Source organism: uncultured Sphingomonas sp. (assembly GCF_946477935.1).
Lineage (GTDB): Bacteria > Pseudomonadota > Alphaproteobacteria > Sphingomonadales > Sphingomonadaceae > Sphingomonas.
Map to the genome: position 1 here is coordinate 1 of NZ_CAMLAC010000022.1, position 19,238 is coordinate 19,238.

Annotated in this window: 15 protein-coding genes and 3 pseudogenes; 4 read left to right on the forward strand and 14 right to left on the reverse strand. The window is 64.7% G+C overall.

All coding sequences use genetic code 11. The features are described 5' to 3' along the window. Positions 1-267 precede the first annotated feature (267 nt). On the forward strand, positions 268-1,314 hold the full coding sequence (locus Q0U08_RS04235) for a glycoside hydrolase family 43 protein (protein ID WP_298089943.1): 1,047 nt from the start codon (positions 268-270) through the stop codon (positions 1,312-1,314). A 294-nt stretch (positions 1,315-1,608) separates the two neighbouring features. Here Q0U08_RS04235 and Q0U08_RS04240 read toward each other — a convergent pair whose 3' ends face one another. Beyond that, on the reverse strand, positions 1,609-2,064 hold the full coding sequence (locus Q0U08_RS04240) for a transposase (protein WP_298089966.1): 456 nt from the start codon (positions 2,062-2,064) through the stop codon (positions 1,609-1,611). 21 nt (positions 2,065-2,085) lie between these two features. Next, positions 2,086-2,753: pseudogene (locus Q0U08_RS04245) on the reverse strand (type II toxin-antitoxin system HipA family toxin); the annotation flags it as partial. Here Q0U08_RS04245 and Q0U08_RS19850 point away from each other — a divergent pair. Beyond that, positions 2,752-3,168, forward strand: a pseudogene (locus Q0U08_RS19850) (Shedu anti-phage system protein SduA domain-containing protein); the annotation flags it as partial. The pseudogenes Q0U08_RS04245 and Q0U08_RS19850 overlap by 2 nt on opposite strands. A gap of 174 nt (positions 3,169-3,342) precedes the next feature. Here Q0U08_RS19850 and Q0U08_RS04250 read toward each other — a convergent pair. The 4 genes and pseudogenes from Q0U08_RS04250 to Q0U08_RS04265 form a co-directional block, all read right to left on the reverse strand. Then, positions 3,343-3,555 carry a hypothetical protein gene (locus Q0U08_RS04250; RefSeq protein ID WP_298089945.1) on the reverse strand — a complete coding sequence of 71 codons (213 nt, stop codon included), beginning with the start codon at positions 3,553-3,555 and terminating at the stop codon, positions 3,343-3,345. A 237-nt stretch (positions 3,556-3,792) separates the two neighbouring features. Then, positions 3,793-4,203, reverse strand: coding sequence for a DUF1428 domain-containing protein (locus tag Q0U08_RS04255; protein WP_298089968.1), 411 nt, complete (start codon positions 4,201-4,203; stop codon positions 3,793-3,795). Then, positions 4,186-4,518, reverse strand: a pseudogene (locus tag Q0U08_RS04260) (DUF1428 domain-containing protein); the annotation flags it as partial. The gene Q0U08_RS04255 and the pseudogene Q0U08_RS04260, both read right to left, overlap by 18 nt. Next, entirely contained in the window at positions 4,515-5,219 is a 705-nt protein-coding gene (locus tag Q0U08_RS04265; protein ID WP_298089947.1) for a glutathione S-transferase family protein, read from the reverse strand. The pseudogene Q0U08_RS04260 and the gene Q0U08_RS04265, both read right to left, overlap by 4 nt. A gap of 107 nt (positions 5,220-5,326) precedes the next feature. On the opposite strand from Q0U08_RS04265, the gene Q0U08_RS04270 reads away from it, so the two are divergent. Then, positions 5,327-5,974 carry a helix-turn-helix domain-containing protein gene (locus tag Q0U08_RS04270; RefSeq protein ID WP_298089948.1) on the forward strand — a complete coding sequence of 216 codons (648 nt, stop codon included), beginning with the start codon at positions 5,327-5,329 and terminating at the stop codon, positions 5,972-5,974. 10 nt (positions 5,975-5,984) lie between these two features. Here Q0U08_RS04270 and Q0U08_RS04275 read toward each other — a convergent pair whose 3' ends face one another. From Q0U08_RS04275 to Q0U08_RS04310, 8 genes are all read right to left on the reverse strand, one after another. Then, positions 5,985-6,794, reverse strand: coding sequence for a hypothetical protein (locus tag Q0U08_RS04275; RefSeq protein WP_298089950.1), 810 nt, complete (start codon positions 6,792-6,794; stop codon positions 5,985-5,987). 3 nt (positions 6,795-6,797) lie between these two features. Next, entirely contained in the window at positions 6,798-7,949 is a 1,152-nt protein-coding gene (locus Q0U08_RS04280) for a patatin-like phospholipase family protein (protein ID WP_298089951.1), read from the reverse strand. Then, complete coding sequence (locus tag Q0U08_RS04285) at positions 7,946-8,644, reverse strand: N-acetylmuramoyl-L-alanine amidase (protein ID WP_298089953.1); 699 nt, start codon at positions 8,642-8,644, stop codon at positions 7,946-7,948. The genes Q0U08_RS04280 and Q0U08_RS04285 overlap by 4 nt, the downstream gene beginning before the upstream one ends. An 11-nt stretch (positions 8,645-8,655) precedes the next feature. Beyond that, a complete protein-coding gene (locus Q0U08_RS04290; protein ID WP_298089954.1) occupies positions 8,656-9,441 on the reverse strand; it encodes a hypothetical protein in 786 nt (261 codons plus the stop codon). Further along, positions 9,438-10,994 (reverse strand): MBL fold metallo-hydrolase, encoded by a 1,557-nt coding sequence (locus Q0U08_RS04295; RefSeq protein ID WP_298089955.1) that lies wholly within the window; start codon positions 10,992-10,994, stop codon positions 9,438-9,440. The genes Q0U08_RS04290 and Q0U08_RS04295 overlap by 4 nt, the downstream gene beginning before the upstream one ends. Further along, a complete protein-coding gene (locus tag Q0U08_RS04300) occupies positions 10,991-12,964 on the reverse strand; it encodes a hypothetical protein (RefSeq protein WP_298089957.1) in 1,974 nt (657 codons plus the stop codon). Before Q0U08_RS04300 ends, Q0U08_RS04295 begins: the two co-directional genes overlap by 4 nt. 835 nt (positions 12,965-13,799) lie before the next feature. Continuing rightward, positions 13,800-15,347, reverse strand: a complete 1,548-nt coding sequence (locus Q0U08_RS04305; RefSeq protein WP_298089958.1) for a glycoside hydrolase family 27 protein — start codon at positions 15,345-15,347, stop codon at positions 13,800-13,802. Positions 15,348-15,382: 35 nt separating this feature from the next. After that, positions 15,383-17,176, reverse strand: a complete 1,794-nt coding sequence (locus tag Q0U08_RS04310) for an Svx/AvrXca family virulence/avirulence protein (protein ID WP_298089959.1) — start codon at positions 17,174-17,176, stop codon at positions 15,383-15,385. A gap of 449 nt (positions 17,177-17,625) precedes the next feature. Here Q0U08_RS04310 and Q0U08_RS04315 point away from each other — a divergent pair, with 449 nt between their 5' ends. After that, positions 17,626-19,176, forward strand: coding sequence for a family 43 glycosylhydrolase (locus Q0U08_RS04315; RefSeq protein WP_298089961.1), 1,551 nt, complete (start codon positions 17,626-17,628; stop codon positions 19,174-19,176). The last annotated feature ends 62 nt before the right edge of the window (positions 19,177-19,238 follow it).

Genomic DNA, 19,238 nt, shown 5'->3' on the forward strand with positions numbered 1-19,238 from the left:
TGGCGGCGGATGTCGCTGGCAAACAGCGGACCGAACCTGTTCCACCACAGCCGCAGGCTGAGCGGGAAGCGCACGTACATCAGCACCACCAGCCGGATCGCTTCGGGCGATGAGTTGAAGTGACGGAACGGAGAGGCTGGTTTGCGCGGGCGGGGCATGCCCCTGCCCTACCAGGCTCGCCCGAACAGCCGGTGCATTTGGTTTGACGGCGCCTCCCCCATGCATGATCGTTGACGTAGCACGGACGAGCAGGCGGACACGACGAACATGAAATCCATGTATAAGTTTGCGCCTCTCGTTGCGGGAATCTCGGTGGTGCTTGGCGCGTGTGCGGCGGCGGGTAGTCTCTCTACGCCAGACCGAAAAGAGGTCGCGACTTTTACCAATCCACTTCTGTCGTCCGGACCCGATCCATGGGTAACGCAGGAAGGCGGCGTTTATTACTACACTCACACGCTGGGTGACCGAATAGGCCTGTGGCGGACACGTGACATCACGGATCTCAAACATGCAGAGTACCGCACGGTATGGACGCCACCGGCACATGGCCCAAACGCGCATTCGATCTGGGCTCCCGAACTCCATCGGCTCAACAGGAAATGGTATCTATATTACTCGGCGACAGCTTCCGATTTCAAAGATGACGCGCATCGCGGCGTCTTCGTACTCGAAAACGAATCGATTGATCCGTTTCAAGGAAAATGGGTCGACCGAGGCCGCGTGAACACCGCACGAGCAGGCATTGATGGCACGGTGTTCGAACATCGTGGAACGCTGTACTTTGCCTACTCACCATATCTTGATGCGATCAGCGGGATCGCCCTCGCTCGGCTATCCGATCCCTGGACGATCGCAGGCAGCGAAGTCGTAATCGCCAAGGCCGATCAGCCTTTTGAAGATCAGGGTGGACGTCAGATCATGGAAGGCCCCGAGTTTCTGGCAGGGCCCGATGGGCAGGTGTTTCTTACCTACTCCGCAGGCGCATGCTGGTCCGACAACTATGCACTCGGGTTACTTCGTGCTGACGGATCGAACCTGTTGTCACCGACGGCCTGGACGAAATCGCCAGCACCAGTACTGTCGAGTGGAAATGGCATCTTCGCCACCGGTCACAACGGTTTCTTCCGCTCACCAGACGGACGTGAACAGTGGATTGTGTTTCACGGAAATCCCGAAGCGAAGATGGGCTGTACGGCACGGCGAGCCCCATATTTGAGTCGAGTGCGATGGACTGCATCCGGCGAGCCAAAGATCGATCAACCGAGCTCACCTCATACCCGTATTGCGAAACCGGGCGGAACGACCCAGCGATAACCTCCGCGCCCCGTTCGCCAGAAGCAAACGTTCTCTGTGGATGGCTCCCGCGTTGCAAGGGTAATTTGACCATCTGACGTATGGTCTGGTGCAGTTCTCTGTTCGGCCTGTTTGTGCAGTTGGTGAAGAACTGCTGGCCCTGATGGGTTCCGCGAGCTGGGTCCCAATTCATTCAACAGGCTATGACGCCTTGAACGTCCGCTGGGTTGTCCCGGCTCCCGGTCTGACCGGTTCGCCATCACATCGCATCGCTCTCACAACCTCGTGAAGCTGATCTCCATTGTTTTGAGCCAGCTAAATCATCAAGCCGCCAGCTTGGGGCTGGTGCCCGGCCCGGTATGTTTCGCCTCGCGCCATGATGGCCCAGGCTACCCGAGCGGTGTGGTTCGCCATCGCGACGGTGGCCACCCGTCCAGGCTTGCGCGCGAGCAAAGCCACGAGCCGTGGATCGGCAACCTCCGGCTTTCGCTTCACGCCTTTGATCAGCGACGTCATGCCGACGACGAGTAGCGTACGCAGATACTTGTCGCCCATTTTGGAGATCCGCCCAAGCCTCTCTTTGCCGCCACTCGAATGCTGCCGCGGCGTCAGGCCTAACCAGGCGGCGAACTCCCGCCCCGAGCGGAAATGGCGCGCATCGGTCACCGACGCGGCTAACGCCGTTGCCCCGATCGGACCGATGCCAGGGATCGACATGAGGCGGCGGGCGCGCCATCCGGCCGAGACCCGCTCCGCCGTCTGCCGGATCACCTGCCGCGCTTCGGCATCCAGAATATCGGAGAACTCGCACGCTTCGAGCGCCAGCCTGATCGAGCGGTCATGCACGCCGCTTTCCAGGATCGCCGTCTCGAGATGCGGATTACGATCGGGCGCCGGGTTCACGTCGAACATCGGGGACAAGCGCCAGCGTCTCCCGCCGACATAGAGGAAGCCGTGGTTCTTGAAATGGTCGTCCTTGTTTGAGACGAGGATGGTGAAGACGAGCCGCAGGTAGAGCTCACGGAAATCGGCCTTGGGGTCGCAGCGGCCGTGTGCATGAAATCGACGATCTCGGTATAGGCGCCGAGTTCGGTCCCCCTGCGGCCGAGCGCGGTCCGCGCCGAGATATAGGGGATACCTGCCGGTCCCCGCCGATCGAACCGTTGCACGAGAGCGACGGGGTGTTGGGTGTCGGCAAGCTCCAGCCGCACCTCAGGCGTGCGGATGCCGCAGGCCCCGGCAAGGCGAAGCGTCGCGGTCTCGACGCGCGCTACAGGTTGCTGGTCGTGGACCGAGGTGAACTTCGCCAGCCAAAGCGTATCGCCATCGATCACATTGGCCTTTGGCCGCGCCCCGCCCGAGCCACCGGCCCCGGCGAGCGCCTGCATGTCCGCCGCCGAAATCTCCTTGCCCTGTTCGTAAGCCCGGGCGATCGCGGTAATCGCCGCCAGGTCGATCATGCGCGGCACCGCCTCGGGGGCGCCGCCGGTGAGCAAATGTTATGTCGGCGGCAAGTCTCCCGACAACCCGCACGGCAACATCGTCGATTTCATCTACACGACCCGGTCGACATCGAACGCGACGCTCGTCGAGATAAAGACACCTGAGGCAAAGCTGGTCAGCGGGGCCTATCGCGACGTCTTCATGCTCAGTGCGCAATTGTCGGGCAGCGTCATGCAGGCGTTCGGGTATCGCGACGCGCTCCTCAAGAATTATTATGCGCTGGCGAACGACCTGGACTCCCCACTGTTCAGGGTCTTCAACCCCGGCGTGCTGGTGACCATCGGCAACCTCGAACGCGAGCGTCCCGACGAACGGCAGCGGCGAAGCTTCGACCTGTTCCGCTACGGTCTCCACGGCGTGGTCGTCGTCGCGTTCGACGAGCTGTTCGCCAAGATCCGGGACCTCGTCGCCCTGATCCAGCAGGGCCAAGACGCCGGATCGCAACAGAACTATTTGCGAACCGCGGTCGGGCTCGCGCCGTCTGCGATAGTGGGTCGAGGGCGGTGTCCGTTCCCGGCTGCCCCACCCGTCCCGCCAATCGCGCGCTCAGTCGGGCGTGAGCCCCATGCCGGGCTTCCAGCGATGGTCCCATTCGCGCCGGCGATTAAACCGGGTGACCAGCGCCAGCCCATCGGGCGCGAGCGCCAGCACGCCAGCCGGCAGCTCCTTGCGGCCGGCGCGGAATCGCGGCCATCTCGTCCGGCTGCCAAGGCGCACGCCGTCCAATCCCAGGTGAAGCTCCAGCGCGCGGGCAGCCATCTCCCAGCGAAGGGCCGGGGACGTGGCGCTGTCGAACGCGACCGGCGTGTACGGACACCCATACCGGGCGACCGGCGCCACAAACTGATCGCGGTCGTCGCCAGGATCTGCGCGCGCAGGGCATATTGCATCCCGATGCCCCGCTGCCGGCCTGACGCGCCGTATCGCAAGAAGTATCGCAGGGGTTGGCATGGCCGCGGGCCATCGACGTCCCGCGTCACCCCTCGCGATCGGCCGTCATGCCTCGCCCTTGCCATCGAGGATCGGCACGAAACCGCCGAAGATCATCCGCTTGCCATCAAAGGGCGGGACGCGTTCCTGCATCCTTGGATCGGCCATGATCCGTTCCCAGCCCGCGTCGCGCGTCGCCTTGTCGGGCCATTCGACCCAGCCATAGCCGACCGTCTCACCCTCCTCCAGCCGCACCGCGCGTTGGAAATCGGTGAGTTTACCCGCCTTCACATCGTCGCCCAGCGCATCCATCACGCGCGTGGCGCCGTTTTCGGTGAACATCGACGCAACGCCCCGCGCGAACTCGGCAAAGGCCTGGTGATCGGCGGCGGGCACGGGCATGACCACGCCGTCGACATAGCCCGTTCCGTTCGCGTCGCCCTGATCGCTGACGCTGGCAAAACCGCCCCAGATCATGCGGCGGCCGTCGAACGGCATGCTGCGGCCCATTTCCTCCATGCGCGGGTCGTTCATCATCTTCTCGACCGCGGCATTGCGCGTCGCGCGGTCGGGATATTCGAACCACGAAAAGACCACGGTTTCGTCCTCGGCCGCATTCACCGCGCCCCACATGTCGTTCAGCTTGCCGCGGGGCACGTCATCGCCCCAGCATTCGACTATGCGCACGACGCCCATGTCGTGCAGGATCGGCGCGGCGCTGGCGGCATGAGCACTGTAGGCGTCCCGGCTGGCGGTCGGTACGGGCGTCAGAAAACCTTCGATATAGGTCATGCCGTCTGCTCCTGTTGCTGCTGCTGTTTCTCCAGCCACGCGGCGAATGTCGGTGGCGCCTTGCCGGTGAAGCCCGCCATCTGCGCGTCCAGCGCGCGGCGAAAGGCGGGACGCGCCTCGGCACGCTGGACATAGGCCGCCAGATTGTCGTGTTCCTCAATCAATCCATCGCCCGCCACGCTGCGCAACACTGCCGCCATCAGCAGATCGCCCGCAGTGAAGATGTCGCCGTCCAGCCATGCCTGCGCGCCCAGCCGGTCGGACAGTTCGCGCAACCGCTCGCCGATGCGCGCCCGGATCGCAGGAATGCGCGGTTTCGACCAGGGTTTGTCCGCCTCGAAGATGCCCGCGATCGCCAGGTCCGTGATCGGCGGCTCGATCGTGTTGAGCGCGGCGAACATCCATTCGATCGCCCGCGCGCGACCGGCTCGATCGACGGGCAGCAGGCCGCCATGCACCTCGGCAATGTGCATCACGATCGCGCCGGATTCGAACAGCGTCAGGTCGCCGTGCTGATAGGTCGGCACCTGCCCGAATGGCTGGCGATCGCGGTGCGCCGCGTGCTTCTGCTCGCCCTGCGCCAGATAGACGACGTCGTAAGGCTGTTCCACTTCCTCGAGCGCCCAGCGTACGCGCAGATCGCGCACCTGCCCCTGTGCGAAGGGCGGCACCCAGTCAAAGGCAGTGATGATCGGTTTCAAGGCTGCTCTCCTGTCGTGCCGCAGGCTGATGCCCGTCGGATAAGCGACTCGCGCCTTGTATTTTGTGCACCCTGTAGTTATTAAAAGCAACTGTGGAGTTAGAAAAAGTGACCAAGCGTTGGTATGACGATGCGTGCGGCACCGCGCTGGCACTGGAATTCGTCGGCGAACGCTGGGCCCTGCTCATCATTCGCGAACTGATGTTCGGCCCGCGGCGCTTTGGCGAGATCCGCGCGAACCTGCCGGGGATCAGCGCAAACGTACTGACACAGCGGCTGGAGGGGCTGGAGGCGGCCGGCATCGTCCTGCGGCGCCGTCTGCTCCCGCCCGCCAGCGTACAAGCCTATGATCTCAGCGACTGGGGGCGCGAGGCCGAGCGGGCGATCCGTGAAATGGGTCGCTGGGCGGCGCGCTCGCCGCGGCACGACCCGCTGGCCTTCATGTCGACCGCTTCGGCGATGATCTCGCTGCGCACGCTGATCGATCCGGACAAGGCGGCCGGGCGGACGCTGAGCATCGCGCTGCGCTTTCCCGACGATGCGTTCGTCGCGCGGCTGCGTGATGGCGAGCTGGTCATCACGCGTGGCGAGGCGGCCGATATCGACGCCACGCTGACCGGCGACACGATGGCGATGCGCCGGACGGTCTATGGCAAGGCCGGGCTGGACGGCGAGGGTCTGCTCGCCGTGTCGGGCGACCGCGTCGCGGCACAGACGTTCGTGGACCTGTTCGCGCTGCCGGCGAAAGTCGCCTGATCGCGCGACGTCAGCGCAGATCGTCCGCCCGGGTCCAGCCGCGATCGGGTTGTGCGAAGGCATCGCTAAAACCGGCACGACGCAGCATCCGGGCGCGGGCCCGCGCATTCTCCTCGGACTTGTCGGTGCCTGAGGTAAGCGCAAAGCTGTTGCTGATCCGCGTGCGATAGACATGCACGTCGTTCGCCGGCAGTCCCGCACCGGCCAGCCGCGCGTTCAACTGCCGGGCAAGCGCGCCGACCGCGCCAGGCGCGCTCTGCGGCAGCGTGCCGACCACCGCGAACCAGCGGCCCGACGCGGCGGGGCGCGCGGCCTCTGCTGCGGCAACGCCGGCATTCTGCGCGGCCGCGGCCGGCGAGTTGAGAAACGCCTTCGGATCCTGCTGCGTCACTGCCGCCTGCGCAGTCTGTGCCGCGGTAGAGGCTGTGGCGGCCAGGCGCGCGTCGCCGAATGTGGACACGTTTCGGCACAGGCCGGCATTGCGCAAAGCGGCATCGGTCGGATCGTTGCAATAGTTGATCGCGACGCGAAGGCTGAGCTGCGCGCGAAGCTCGGGCGGAAGCTGCCTCAGATAGAATTCGATCTTGTCGCGATTGCTGATCTCCCTTGCGCGCTTCTCGGCCTGCTCGGCCAGGCCGGCATTGCGCTGGTCGATCAGCACCTTTTGCGCATCGGCACGACGCTGTTCGGATGCTGCACGCGCCTTCTCTGCCTGGGTCAGCACCAGCGTGGCGACGCTGACCAACAGGCCCGCGATAGCGATCAGCGTCTTGGAAAAGAAATCGGCCCATTCGACCCAGGTCTTCGGCGCGGTCGCCATCGGTCAGACTCCGGTCGCCGGGTAGGGAAAGCCGTCCGGCTCGGGCAGAGCGGGATCGACATGGGTGCGCAGTGCCGCGTCGCAAACGGCATAGCCCCAATTCACCAGCCGCTCCTGCACGGCATCGTCGAGCCGCTTGAGCCGGGTCGGCACCGTCGCCAGTCGTTGCACCCCCTCGGCCGGGCAGGGCAGCCGGGCGGAACGGCGGGCATAGCGATCGATCGGCGTGCCGATCCCCCAATAGGCGCCCCGCCGGGCGCCGGGCGTCGCGGGATCGGCGGTAAAGGCAGCGACCACCGCACGCTTGCGCAGCGCGCGCACCTGATTGTCGATCAGGTCGAGCACGCGATAGGCATGACGGGGCCAGTCCCTTTTGGGCTCCTCCTCCGCGCGCATCCGCGCGCCCGCGTCGCTGATATAGAGCGTGCGATAGCGCTTCCACGCGGTCTCCAGCCCCATATTGTCATAAACGCCGCCATCGGCCAGCACGACGCTGGTGGTGAAGGGCGTACGCTGAAGGTCGGCCGTCGAATCGGCCTCGATCGCACCGGCGGACAGGTGGATTTCGACGGGCGACAGCACGGGCGGAAACGCGGAGGAGGCGGCAACAGCGGTCGCCAGCGACAGCGCCGGATCCATGACGCGGCCGACGCGATAGTCACCCATATAGGGTTTGGAGAAGCGCCACAGTGCGCCGGACTGTACGTTGGTGGCGTTGATGACGAAGCGCGGTGTGTTGGGCAGGTCCTGGAGTGTGGCATCGCCGAACAGCGCGTTGCGGTAGGCGGCGGCGATGCGGTCCCCGATAGTGCCGGGTAGGAGGATGCCGCTGACGATCGCGTCCGCGTCGAGTGTGCGGCCGGCGAGCGCGCGGACGGGAGCGACGACGCGTTCGACGAAGCGGTCGAGCGCGCCTGTGGTGCCCGGGCGGATATCGGCCCAGGCGAGCGCGAGGCGGGCGGCGGTGATCGACCCGCCCGATACGCTCGATATCCGCTTCACCCGCGCCAGTACCCCCGCCTGTTCGAGCCGCCACAGCACCCCGAGATGGAACAGCATCGCCCGGTAGCCGCCACCCGACAGGCACAGCGCCTCGCCATTCTCCAGCCGGTCGTCGCCCTCCTCGTCGTTGAGCGGGTTGAGCGATTCGCTCATCGGGGTTCGCCCGCATCCGGTTCCCCGGCATCGGCGTCGTGATCGTCCATCACCTCGGGTGCGTAATCGGTGGCGGGCACCGCCGCGCGCGCAAGCAGGGGAGCGACGCGGGGATCGTCGCGATTGGTCGGCGCGCCATCGGGGTCGAAGGTCGCGTAAAGCACGTAATTCGCCTCGGCGGCGCTATAGGCCGGGTCCCAATGGGTATTGCCGGGAACCTGGCTGTGGCCGAAATGACCACCCTGATCGCCCCATAGGGCTGCGTCGCGCCGGTGCCCGCCGGGGTCGCGCCCGCGTATCGCAGGCTTGGGCAGACCGGCCGGCCAGAGCTGGGGTATGCCGTGCGCCGCCTCGATCCAGCGACACAGGCGCGCGACGTTCTTCAGCGTCGCGGTCCGCTTGGGTGCGCCGGCAAAGCCCACCACCTCGATCTGCACCGCGCTGTCGCGGTTCGTCTCGGGCGTGCCGGCGTCGTGACGCAGCGCGCGTGCCGCGACGTCGGTGTCGATATGCTGGTACACCGTGGTGCCGTCGACGGTGAAATGCGGGTCGGATCGATGCTTGGCGAAGGCGGCGAAGGCACCCGCGGCGCTCGACCCTTCGGTGGTGTGATGGACGATCTTGTAAGGACCGCCGAGGTGCCTGCCGGACGGTCCGGTGATCGGGTGCCACTGCGCAAAGGGGCATTTCGCCATGATCTATCGCCTCAATCAACGGGGACAGGGGGAAGCGGAATCGCGCCGATAAAGGCGGCGCGGTACACCGCGACGCGCGCGCGCAGCAGCGGCGCGACCGCGCGCATCGTGCCGTCGTCTAGCGCGAGGGTGGCGCGCCGGGTGCGAAGCGAGGTGCGGTCGGCGTGCAGTTTGAAGAACAGGATCTGCGTCACCCGGCTGTCCGCCTTCAGCGAGAACGCCATCACCTCGATCACCGCCCCGCCACCGGGATCGTCACGCACCGTCGCCACCTGGAAACGCCCCGCGCTCGCATGCTGCGTTTCACGGTTGAACAGCGTGATGAGCGGCGAATCCTTGTTCATCGAGCCGAGCGCGTTCAGCGTGGTGACGGCAAGCGCCACCGCCGCGGGCGCCGCGACCAGGAAGGCGGACACGACCTCGATGATCGCCTGATGCACCTCCAGCCCGTCGCCCTTGAAGGCATGCGTGGTGCCGTCATTCGCCTGGACGCGCCAACCGAAGGTGGCGAGAGCGGCGGTATAGGCGTCGAACCAGACGATAGGGTCGCCATCGCCCGGCACCTGGGCATTGGCCATGAACTGCGCGAGCAGCATGCCGTCGGCGATCGCCTGGCGATGATCGGCACCGACCGGCGCGTCGAAGCTGACCAGGTCGGAGCCGACCACCAGCGCCTGCGGCGCGCCGGTCGCGAGCGCCGGGGCCACGGCCGGGGCGGCGCCCAGCACGACCGCTGGCTTGGGCGGCAACGGTGCCGCGGCAATCGCCGCGCGTGCCTTTTCCAGATCGAACGTCATGGTGCGCGCCTTCCCTTTCTGCCCGTGCCTTTTGTGCCGGTGGCCTTGGGGCTGGAGACCGCGTCGCCGTAGACGCGGTAGTCGACGAACAGATCGCCGCTCTCGTCCAGCCGCCCGAGGAAGTCGCCCGAGGCGGGGAAGGCGCGCACATCGTCATCGTCGCGCCAGCGCCGATCGCCGCGGATCAGTCGCCCCTGCGTCGCCTCCAGCAGCGCGCGTTTTGTGCGCGCCGCGGGCATCTGCCACCCGCGGGCCGGCAAGCGCGCGAACGCCTCGTCGGTGGAGACCATCGCGACCAGCCCTGGGTGCGTCATCAGCACCAGCCCCTTCGCCTTCAACGTCGCATTGTGGCTGCCGTGATGCCCGACCTTGTAGAGCCGCGTGCGCGCCAGGATGTCGGTTGCGCTGAGCGTCTGCCCGCCAAAGACATAGGGCTGGTTGTGCCAGGATTCCCAATTGCCGACCTGCGCATCGCCCGCGAACAGCATGAAGTCGCCATCGGGCAGCGCGAAGGCGATCACCAGGCTGGTATTGTTGGTGTCGCTGTCCAGCTTCAGCGCGAACGCGCCCGCCGCGGCCAGCCAGTCGCCGTCGATCCGCCGGCGCTTCTGATCGGGCACGTCGCCGCCGCGGCTGGGCGGGTCGGGGGGCAGGTCGTCATAATAGCGCCGGCGCAGCCATTGCCGTGCCGCATCGTCCGCCCCTGCCGCCGCATCGTCGGCAACGGCGCGCACCGACGCCTCGGTGAGCCGCCGCTCACCGGGGGCGAAGGGGGAGTGGCCGCTGCGGTCGGTGTCCGTGGAGTCGAGCGCCTCCTCGACCAGCGCCTGCGTCGATCCGGGCGGCGCGGCATAGGTCTCGTCCCCGCGCTTGGTCGGCAGATCCTTGAACAGCAGGCGGTCGCGCGGCGGGCCGAGCACGATCGCGCCGAGCGGTATCGCGCCGGGGGTCTGCAACACCGCGCCGGAGCCAAGATAGCGAACCTTGTCCTTTGCGGGCGCCTCGCGCAGCCGGTCGATGATCGCGCCCGTCGTCATGCGCGCGCCGGACCCCGCGGGCGCGACGGCGAAGAACGCATCGAGCCCGGCCAGCGCGGTTTGCGGCGCGCCTGCAAAGGCGCTGTGCGGGTCGGGTGCCGCGAGCCGGGCCAGCGTGGCGCGCGCGTGATCGAAGCGCGCGCGCAGTTCGTTCGCCTGATCGTCGTCGGGATCCTCCGTCCAGGCCAGCCAGACCTCGCCGATCGCGATCGTACCGCCGAAGAACAGGTCCGCGGCATGGGCGAAGCCCGACAGATGATCGGCATGCTGGTGCGTCGCGATCACCAGATCGAGGCGCCCGCCGCAGGTTGCGGCGATATCCTGCGCGACCGCGCGCATCACGCCCCGCGCATCGGGCGTGCCGGTCAGCACGCCGCAGTCGATCAGGATGAAGGATCGCGCCTCGCCCTGCTCGATACGGATCAGGAAACAGTCGCCGAGCAGCCCGCGTTCGACCTTGCCCGCGTCCGCCTGCGGGCCGCGATACATGCGGACGGTGATGCCGGGTCCGCTCATTGCCGGTGGACCAGCGCGAAGGGCTCGCCGGTGCGGCCACGGCCGGCGAACGCCAGGGCGAGCGGATCGCCGGTGTGAAACGCGCGCTGTCGCGCCAGCCGGACATCGTCGTCGATCCGCTTGCGGATGATCCGCCGGACACGTCCGTCGCGCAGGTCGACGATCACGGTGGCGCCGCCCCGGAACCAGAAATCCTGGACGGGCGGCTCGGCGCGCGCCCCGCTGCCGGAAGCTTCCGCCTTTTCCTGCGTCGCCGAGTCGAAATAACCGCGGCGGCGCTGCGTGATATGCGCGATCAACTGATGGAGTTCCCGCCCGTCCGGCCCCTGCCGCCGCGCGATGCGGGCGGTGTTCACCGCAAAGGCCGGCCGGCCGGTCGTACCGGAAAGCGCGATCGTCGGATGGTCGTCCGTCACCATCCGGATGCCGAGAATCTGTTCCCATTCCCTGGCCCTGCCGGACAGGGGAAGGGCGTTCAGCCACTGCCACAATGCAAGCTGATTGTGCTCGATGACGCCGATCGCCTCTTCGCGCAGGTTGCGGCGCTCGACCATTTCGGGTTTGGACGATCCATAGGCACTGTCGCTGTCATCGAAGGTGATGCCGAATTTCAGCGTGGCCAGCGCACCCTGCATCAGCCCGGTGACGCGGTTTTCCGTCGCCAGATGCGTCAGCCCGGTCAGATCGGGTTCCGCCCACATCAGGCTGGACGGCGCATAGGAGATGCAGCCGGGCACGGGGATGCCGCGCTTGCGGAAGGCATCGGCAAAGGCGACGCGGTAACGCAGCGGATCGTCGGGGACGAGATCGGCATCGGCGGTGACGATCGCGCGCAGATATTCGCCGAAACTGTTGTCGATCGGCGGCAGGTAATCCAGCCCGCGCACGCACATGCGCAGCACCTGATCGGCGGTCTGCCCCGCCTCGCGTGCCAGCCGGCGGGACAGTTCGATCGGGGGCGCATCGCCGCTGTCCGCCCGGTAGCCGGCAAGGCGGAACAGGTCGGCGGTGCGCCGTTCGTAGATCGTCGCGAACGCATCGAAGATGGCGGCGACCAGGAACTGGCCGCGGTCGTGCGGCTCGGTCGTGTCCTCCAGCGTGCGGACGGGCGCGGTGCCCTGCGCCTCCTCCTCGATCTGTTGCAGCGCGTAGCGCAACGCTCCGGCACGGCCGGTCGCATGGCCGAATTGTGCGGCGATGCCGGACAGCAGCCCGCGCGCGCGCAGCGACCCTGCCGAGCCGGCGATCTGCTGCTCGACCACCTCGCTCATGGTGAAATGCTGAAGCAGCGCGACGATGTCGGCAAAGCCCTCGTGAAAAGCCAGCATGTCGGGGTTGGAGGCGTCGATCGTGCGCGGTTGCAGCCCGTGCAGGATGGCGTGCGCGGTTTCGTGCGCAATGATGTCGTGCGACAGGCAGGTGAAGACCCATTCGGACTCGCGCCCGACCGCATCGTCGGGCTTGAAATAGCCGAACAGCAGCGCGGTCTTGTCGGGGCTGTAATAGGCGTTCGCCTCGCGCAGCGCGTGCGGGTAGATGCGCAGCCGCTTGACGTAGCTGCCCCCGGTACCGGGCTCGCCGGGCCTGGCCCAGATCACGCCGCGGCCCAGCGCACGCTCGAACGCGCGCACCGTCTTCATCGCGACCGCGAACACCATCTGCTGGTGGAATTGCGGCTGCCCTTCCGCCTGCGGCAGACCGTCCTGCGCAAGGAGATTGGGATGGTTGAGGTCCACCGGCGCGTAGAACAGTCCGCAGGCCGGATCATAATCGACCACTTCGATATAGTCGTTGCTCGGCCCCGGCCCCAGCGCATCCTCCCACGGCGTTTCCCAGGGTAGTCCGATCACCGCATCGTTACAGACCGCGGTTTCCAGCGTTACCGACGATCGCGGGTCGAACGCATAGACGCGCAGGCGCCGCTTGGGCGGCGACTCCAGCCAGCTCGGCCGGTCAGTCTCGACCGCCATGACCCGGCCCCCTTGTGGCAGATGATCCCGCGCAAGCCCCTGCAACGCACAGCATGACGCGCCCCCTGCGCCAATCGGTTACACTGCCGGTGGCAGTCGCTCCATTGGAGGCTGATCTGCTTTTGCTTTCAACTCGGTAGATGTCGTAACCATGACGTCGTAGGCAAAGTCTGGCCGGGGATATTTCGGTCTTGCCCGCCACCTAAAGTATAGCGCCGACCTCTCGTACGGCGAAGACGTTGCTCGTCAAGAACGACGCGGACGACGGTAGTGGCAAGATCACCCTATCGAGCCGCTGATCATATGGTGACCGGATACATCCCGATCCGGTCGTGGATAGGATATCCGATGTCTTAGAACCCGATCGAAAATTGCGTTGGGCGATTTCAATCAGTTGTGATTCATCGGGGTTGCGAAGACCACGAGGACCACATGGGCGGAACCGGCCAAGGTTCCAGCCATGCGCAGCATGGGTGGAAAGCCAGTGGAGGGTGGACCGGAACCGCTCGGCGTGAGCATGACCGAGGAGGGCGATGTTACGCAAGCGACTGCACCGACCAGGAATGGGTGGTCGTCGCCTCTCTGCTTGCACGAACGACGAAGGTCGGCCGTGGTGATACTTTTGAAGTTTTCCTGAACTCTAGCCAACCTAATTAAAGCTAAATGTTTTTATCTTTATTTAGGTATTTTTACCTTCTCAGAAGCTGCATTAATTCCCTATATGAAATAACACAATTATCCTGATATGCGACGCCAGCATGCACAATGAAGAAATACATTACGACATATCTTCTAGTAGTATTAATTCGGCGTATGCCTACTAAAGTTGCTGGAATTAAACGTCACCAGCAACCTCAACAAGCACTGCGCCGTGTGGGGGTACATTGAACGTGCGCTCCTGCTGGTCGATTACGCGGCCTCGCCACAAATCGCGAATAGCTTTAAGGCGGACAAATCCGGCGTCTTGCGGCTCCAGTGTCATCCGTGCCGGATCTGGTCCACGGTTGAACAGAGCGACCGCAACACGGCCATTCGCCAGCGGCTTGGCCCATACCTCTTGCAGGCCGACGACACGTACTGCCTTGCCCTGAACCCCCCGTGCATCCTGATCGATGGCAATGACATCACGATTTGACAGCAGCGCGAGTGCCTCTGAACTGGTCGTACGTAGATCCTGGCCCATCAGAAGCGGCGCGGCCGACATTGCCCATAGGGTCATATGCGTCCGGTATTCTTCCTGGTTCATCCCGCCGTTGCCGATCTCGAGCATGTCGGGATCGTTCCAGCCGCCAGGTCCGGCGTGGCCAAACTTGGGATTACGGACAAAACCGATGTCGCCCATCGAGGTATAATCGTCGGTGATATCGCCTGTCGTGCGCCAGAGATGCCCGCCGACCGACCGACCCCATGACGCAACGTCGAACCGACCATATTCGCAAAGCGAATAGACAATTGGCCGCCCGGTCGCCTTCAGCGCCGCACCCATCTGGTAATAGGTTCGCCGGACGGTATCGGCATCGGCATATTGCCACTCGCCCGAACACAGGTCGTATTTTAGATAGTCGACGCCCCACCTTGCGAAGGTGCGGGCATCCTGTTCGACGTGACCATAACTACCGACATAACCGGCACAGGTTCTAAGTCCCGGGGAGCTATAGATGCCGAGCTTCAGGCCCTTGGAATGGACGTAATCGGCCAACGCCTTCATGTCGGGAAACTTGTCGTTGGGTTGCAGTTCGCCGTCCGGCCCGCGCGTACCCTGCCAGCCATCATCGATGTTGACATAGCGATAGCCAGCATCGCGAAGTCCGCTCGACACCATTGCATCGGCCATCGCGCGGATCGTCTTGTCGTCGATGTGCTCTGCGAACTTGTTCCAGCTGCTCCATCCCATCGGTGGCGTTGCAGCAAGACCGTCCGGCGCGATCGTACCGAGCGGTGGCAAGGCCACTTCGCGGTGTGCCAGCGCAGATGCCGCTGCAGCGGTTGCGACATGTCCGATCTGGCGCACCTCCTGATCCCAGATTCCACCCGTCAGTACAACGCCCTGCGGCGTCACGGTCGCAGTCCAGCGTCTGGTCGGCACGCCGCGCACGTTGATGTTCCGAATGTCAAAGCTGACTGAGCGTCCGTTGCGCACGATGTTGGTCATCGGCATGGTGCCATACCAGTCGGACGTCAGCTGACCACGCCAGCCATTGGCGGTGCGCGTCAATTCCATCAGCCGCACTCCCGGCCGTGCCACTGGCTTTTCGAAGACCACGTTCATCATGGCGCCGGTGCGGTCCGGCAGAACCACCGCGGTTGTTGAGCCAACGCGCGCCGACGCCGAGCACGGCATGAGACAGACGCTAAGAGCAAGAGCGATCGACAGACGATACATAGGGGCTCCCCGGTTCACTTTCATCTCGCGCCAGATCAGTCACGCCAATGATAATCAGGCGCAGCGGTCACTTCCTGCACGGCCGCGGTAAGGGCCGCACCTCGCTTGGGATCGGCGATAACGCCTGGGTCGACGAACCCGTAGAAGGTACCACGCACCGCCGATGCGCCGCGCTGCTCGACGTCACCGATGTTGCGGGCGCTACCCGACAGGACGATGCCGCGTTCATACTCGCCAATGCCCAGGAAGGTGGTGGCGACCTGCGCGTTGCCCTTCACTACGGTATCGCCTCGGATCACCGACAGGGCACTGATGCGAGCGTTGCCGAGCACCTGACCGCCCGCCACCACCGCATGATCTTCCACCCGTGCATTCTCGCGCACACTGCCGGCAAGTACCCGGGCATAGGGGCCGACATAGGCGCCAGCATCTACAGAGGCTTCTGCCGCGACCCATCCGCCACCATTGGCATGACGCCGCCCTCCTGCGACTGGTTCGGACGTGCCTGGCTGATAACGATCGGGCATCGCACCGCTGAACTGAGCCATCCAGGGATAGCGGTAGATCGAGTAATAAGGCTGCTCCCAACGGATATGCTGGAACGTGTTAGGCGCACCAAGCACCACCATGAACAAGCCTGTGTCATCAGGCAGTATTTGTATGGAAGCTTCCCCGTCGGCGCCGCGTTGCATCGGCGAATACCGGCTTCGGCCGTCCGCCCCCACCGCTATCAGGCCCCAGCGCCAGCCGCTCGCGGGCGTCGGTATTGTATCGGGCTCGTCAGCTAACCCTGGCAAGTTCGTCGTCGCAGACGACTGCTGCACCACCCCGCGGAAGGTGACCGCAACGCTGGATGCACCCGCATCGGGATGGAGGCGGACGATGTTATAGCCCCAACGCTGCGGTGCGGCCGAGGTCGGTATTGCGAAGCGGCGTCGAGGCAAATCGATTGGATCCAGTACTGCAGTACGCAACAGCCGTTCAGCCCCCTGCTCGCGATATTCCCCATATTCACGACGATACACCGCACCCTGATCGCTTCCGTCCGGGTTAGTATAGTCCCAGTTGGCGTTGTGCATCGCCCAGTCACCGAACGCGTCGTTCATCTGCGCGACGGTCCAGCCCTGATTACGCATCAGCACCTCAATTGGATCGGCGGTAGCCGCAGCGGGATCCTCCTTGCGCGGCGCCCGCGACCACATGGCGTTGATCGCCTGATAGCCGAAGCGGTTCTTGATATACTCCAAGAACTGCCAGTTGCAGTATCGCACCCGCGTCGATCCAAAATAAAGGTGAGGATAGTCGACCGATAGTACCGAACAGTGCGTAGTCGTGCGAAACTCCGGCAACTGGTGGGTCATCCAGTTGGCATGGCTCTCGAACAGCCAGCCGGTGTAGGGCGAATCCTGGAAGCCGCCGGATCCAACCTGCAGCGCATGGGTCAACTCGTGTGCCAATCCAAACCGGTCTCGGACCCCGCCGGGTCCGATCCACATTCCCAGTTGCCCCAGTTTGTCCGCCCCTCCCGTCAAACCGTAATCTTTACCAACGAATATGTTGACCTTGCGCTTGCTTGCCGCCCCACAATCCGGCTCCGGAAACCCCATGCCATTGATGAACTGCGTCCAGACATATTCCAGATGCCGTCCTGCCGCCTCTGCGTCCGCTTGGCGAACATTGTCGCCCTGCCAGTGGATCGCGAAATGTTCGGTCTGGTAACGTAGCGGCAGTGCGGCATTGGATTTGTCTGAGGGGTCGGTAGCGACGACATGCCATGACCCAGCTATGCAGGCCGAAGCTCGGACCGGTGTGACGGGACTCAGCGACACCAATCCAGGTGAGACTGGAGCCTGCGGCACCGCCGCGAGACTGGGTACCGCACCGTCGACGCCGCATCCAATCATTGCGAGCAAGGCGCTACTACCCAAGCTGCAACAGCGGAAAGGCCTCTTGTTTTTCGACCGGGCAGCCACAGCGATCTCCGATTGGACTTATACGGTATACGGAACTATGATGTCCGAGTATTGCGGCGTAAGCAAGAGGAGGATGCGCCATCTACACGAGCAACAGTCCGCCAGGATCGTCACGTCTGCCGCTGCTGTTGCGAGGTTCATTATCGCGCGGGGAGGTCGCCGGCAGCCTGCATCATCAACGCCCTCGCAGTATGCGTTCACCGGCATCGTAGAGTTTGGTCAGACCATTACCGCGCGTCGTAAAAGACCGATCTGCCCTCGCACTTTTCGACGATTGTCTGCTTCCACCTCACCGGAGAGAAATAGTGAAGACGATCCCTACCCTGGCCCTCTTCACCGCCCTGCCCGCGACCGCACTGGCGCAGAACAGTGTGCCGGTAACAGCACCGGGCAATCCAATCCTGGCAGACGGCCGCTATTACTCGACAGATCCCGCGCCCATCGTTGAAGGCGACAGGCTGTGGATTCTCGCAGGCCGGGATGAAGCGCCAGCGGACGTCAACGACTTCATCATGAACGAGTGGCAGCTGCTATCGACACAGGATCCGGCGTCGGGGCAGTGGCAACATTACCCAGCAACTGCGAAGCCTGAGGCGGTGTTCGCCTGGGCGGAGCCAGGCCGGGCTTACGCCGGACAGATCATCAAGGCTCGCGACGGCCGCTTCTATCTCTATGCGCCTGTGATGCAGCGGGGGGATGCCCAGGGAGACCGTTTCGCGATCGGCGTTGCCGTCGCCGACCGGATCACCGGGCCTTGGCGGGACGCGCATCCTGCCGGTCCAATCGTATCGCAGGCGGTACCTGTCGCCAACGACATCCAGAATATCGACCCCACCATCCTCATTGACGACGATGGTCGCGTCTACCTGTATTGGGGCACGTTCGGTCAGTTGCGAGGCGTAGAATTAGCCGCCGACATGTTGACCCCAAAAGGGGACGTGGTGGCGGTGAATAGCCTGACCGGCTTCTTTGAAGCTCCTTGGCTGATGAAGCGGCATGGCATTTATTATATGCTCTATGCCGGCAACAATGCCGGCCCCAACTCTCAATGCACGCCGGCCGTTTACCACGCCTGCATTGCCTATGGCACAGCCCCCTCGGCACTCGGCCCCTGGACCTGGCGTGGCACGATCCTTCAGCCAGTCAGTTCAACGACCAGTCATGCAGGAGCGGTCGAGTTTAAGGGGAAGTGGTACATCACTTACCACACTGCTGATGCGGCCCAAGGCGGTCATTTCCGTCGCAGTGTCGCGATCGATCGAATGGAATGGGACGATAGTGTGTCCCCCGCCGCAATCCGCCCTGTCACCCCAACGCGGCGGCCGTCCCCTGCGGCAGCACCGACCCGCAATGTCGCGGGTGCGGCGCGAGCCTATGCGTCCAATGAGCCGATCCCAGTCCAATATTGGATCAAGGCGCTCAATGATGGCATCGTGAAGGCGGCCCCGCTGCCGCCCGACATGTGGGGCAGTTGGACACCGAAGAACCCGGCTAGCCAGTGGATCGAATATCGCTGGGCGGAACCGGTCAGGCTCGACGGGAGCCGCATCCGCTTCTGGGCGGATCATCCCGCAGGGGCGGACGAAGGTGTCGCTCCGCCTGCCCGGTGGCGGTTGGAATACTGGAACAAGGGATGGCGGCCAGTACCGCAAGCAAATGTCTACGGTACAGCACCCGATGTCTGGCAGACGGTACGCTTCGCACCCGTCACCACGCGCTGTCTGCGTGCGGTGTTCGACGCCTCCGGCTCTGGCGGACGCCATGCCGGCGTCGCTGTGCAGGAATGGGAAGCGCTGGCCCCCCAGACAAAAGCTCCGACTGAGGCACCCGCCCACCCCGTGCCTGCCTGCGGCTAGGGCCCACGCCGATGCCTTGCATCGGCGTGGGCGAGCGGGGCGAGGTGGATCAGGCTAACCGG

Bases quoted from the DNA above. Each gene is read 5' to 3' on its own strand.
- Q0U08_RS04235 (WP_298089943.1), top strand. From the start codon at position 268: ATGAAATCCATGTATAAGTTTGCGCCTCTCGTTGCGGGAATCTCGGTG.
- Q0U08_RS04250 (WP_298089945.1), bottom strand. From the start codon at position 3,555: ATGGCTGCCCGCGCGCTGGAGCTTCACCTGGGATTGGACGGCGTGCGC.
- Q0U08_RS04255 (WP_298089968.1), bottom strand. From the start codon at position 4,203: ATGATCTGGGGCGGTTTTGCCAGCGTCAGCGATCAGGGCGACGCGAAC.
- Q0U08_RS04275 (WP_298089950.1), bottom strand. From the start codon at position 6,794: ATGGCGACCGCGCCGAAGACCTGGGTCGAATGGGCCGATTTCTTTTCC.
- Q0U08_RS04280 (WP_298089951.1), bottom strand. From the start codon at position 7,949: ATGAGCGAATCGCTCAACCCGCTCAACGACGAGGAGGGCGACGACCGG.
- Q0U08_RS04285 (WP_298089953.1), bottom strand. From the start codon at position 8,644: ATGGCGAAATGCCCCTTTGCGCAGTGGCACCCGATCACCGGACCGTCC.
- Q0U08_RS04290 (WP_298089954.1), bottom strand. From the start codon at position 9,441: ATGACGTTCGATCTGGAAAAGGCACGCGCGGCGATTGCCGCGGCACCG.
- Q0U08_RS04295 (WP_298089955.1), bottom strand. From the start codon at position 10,994: ATGAGCGGACCCGGCATCACCGTCCGCATGTATCGCGGCCCGCAGGCG.
- Q0U08_RS04300 (WP_298089957.1), bottom strand. From the start codon at position 12,964: ATGGCGGTCGAGACTGACCGGCCGAGCTGGCTGGAGTCGCCGCCCAAG.
- Q0U08_RS04305 (WP_298089958.1), bottom strand. From the start codon at position 15,347: ATGTATCGTCTGTCGATCGCTCTTGCTCTTAGCGTCTGTCTCATGCCG.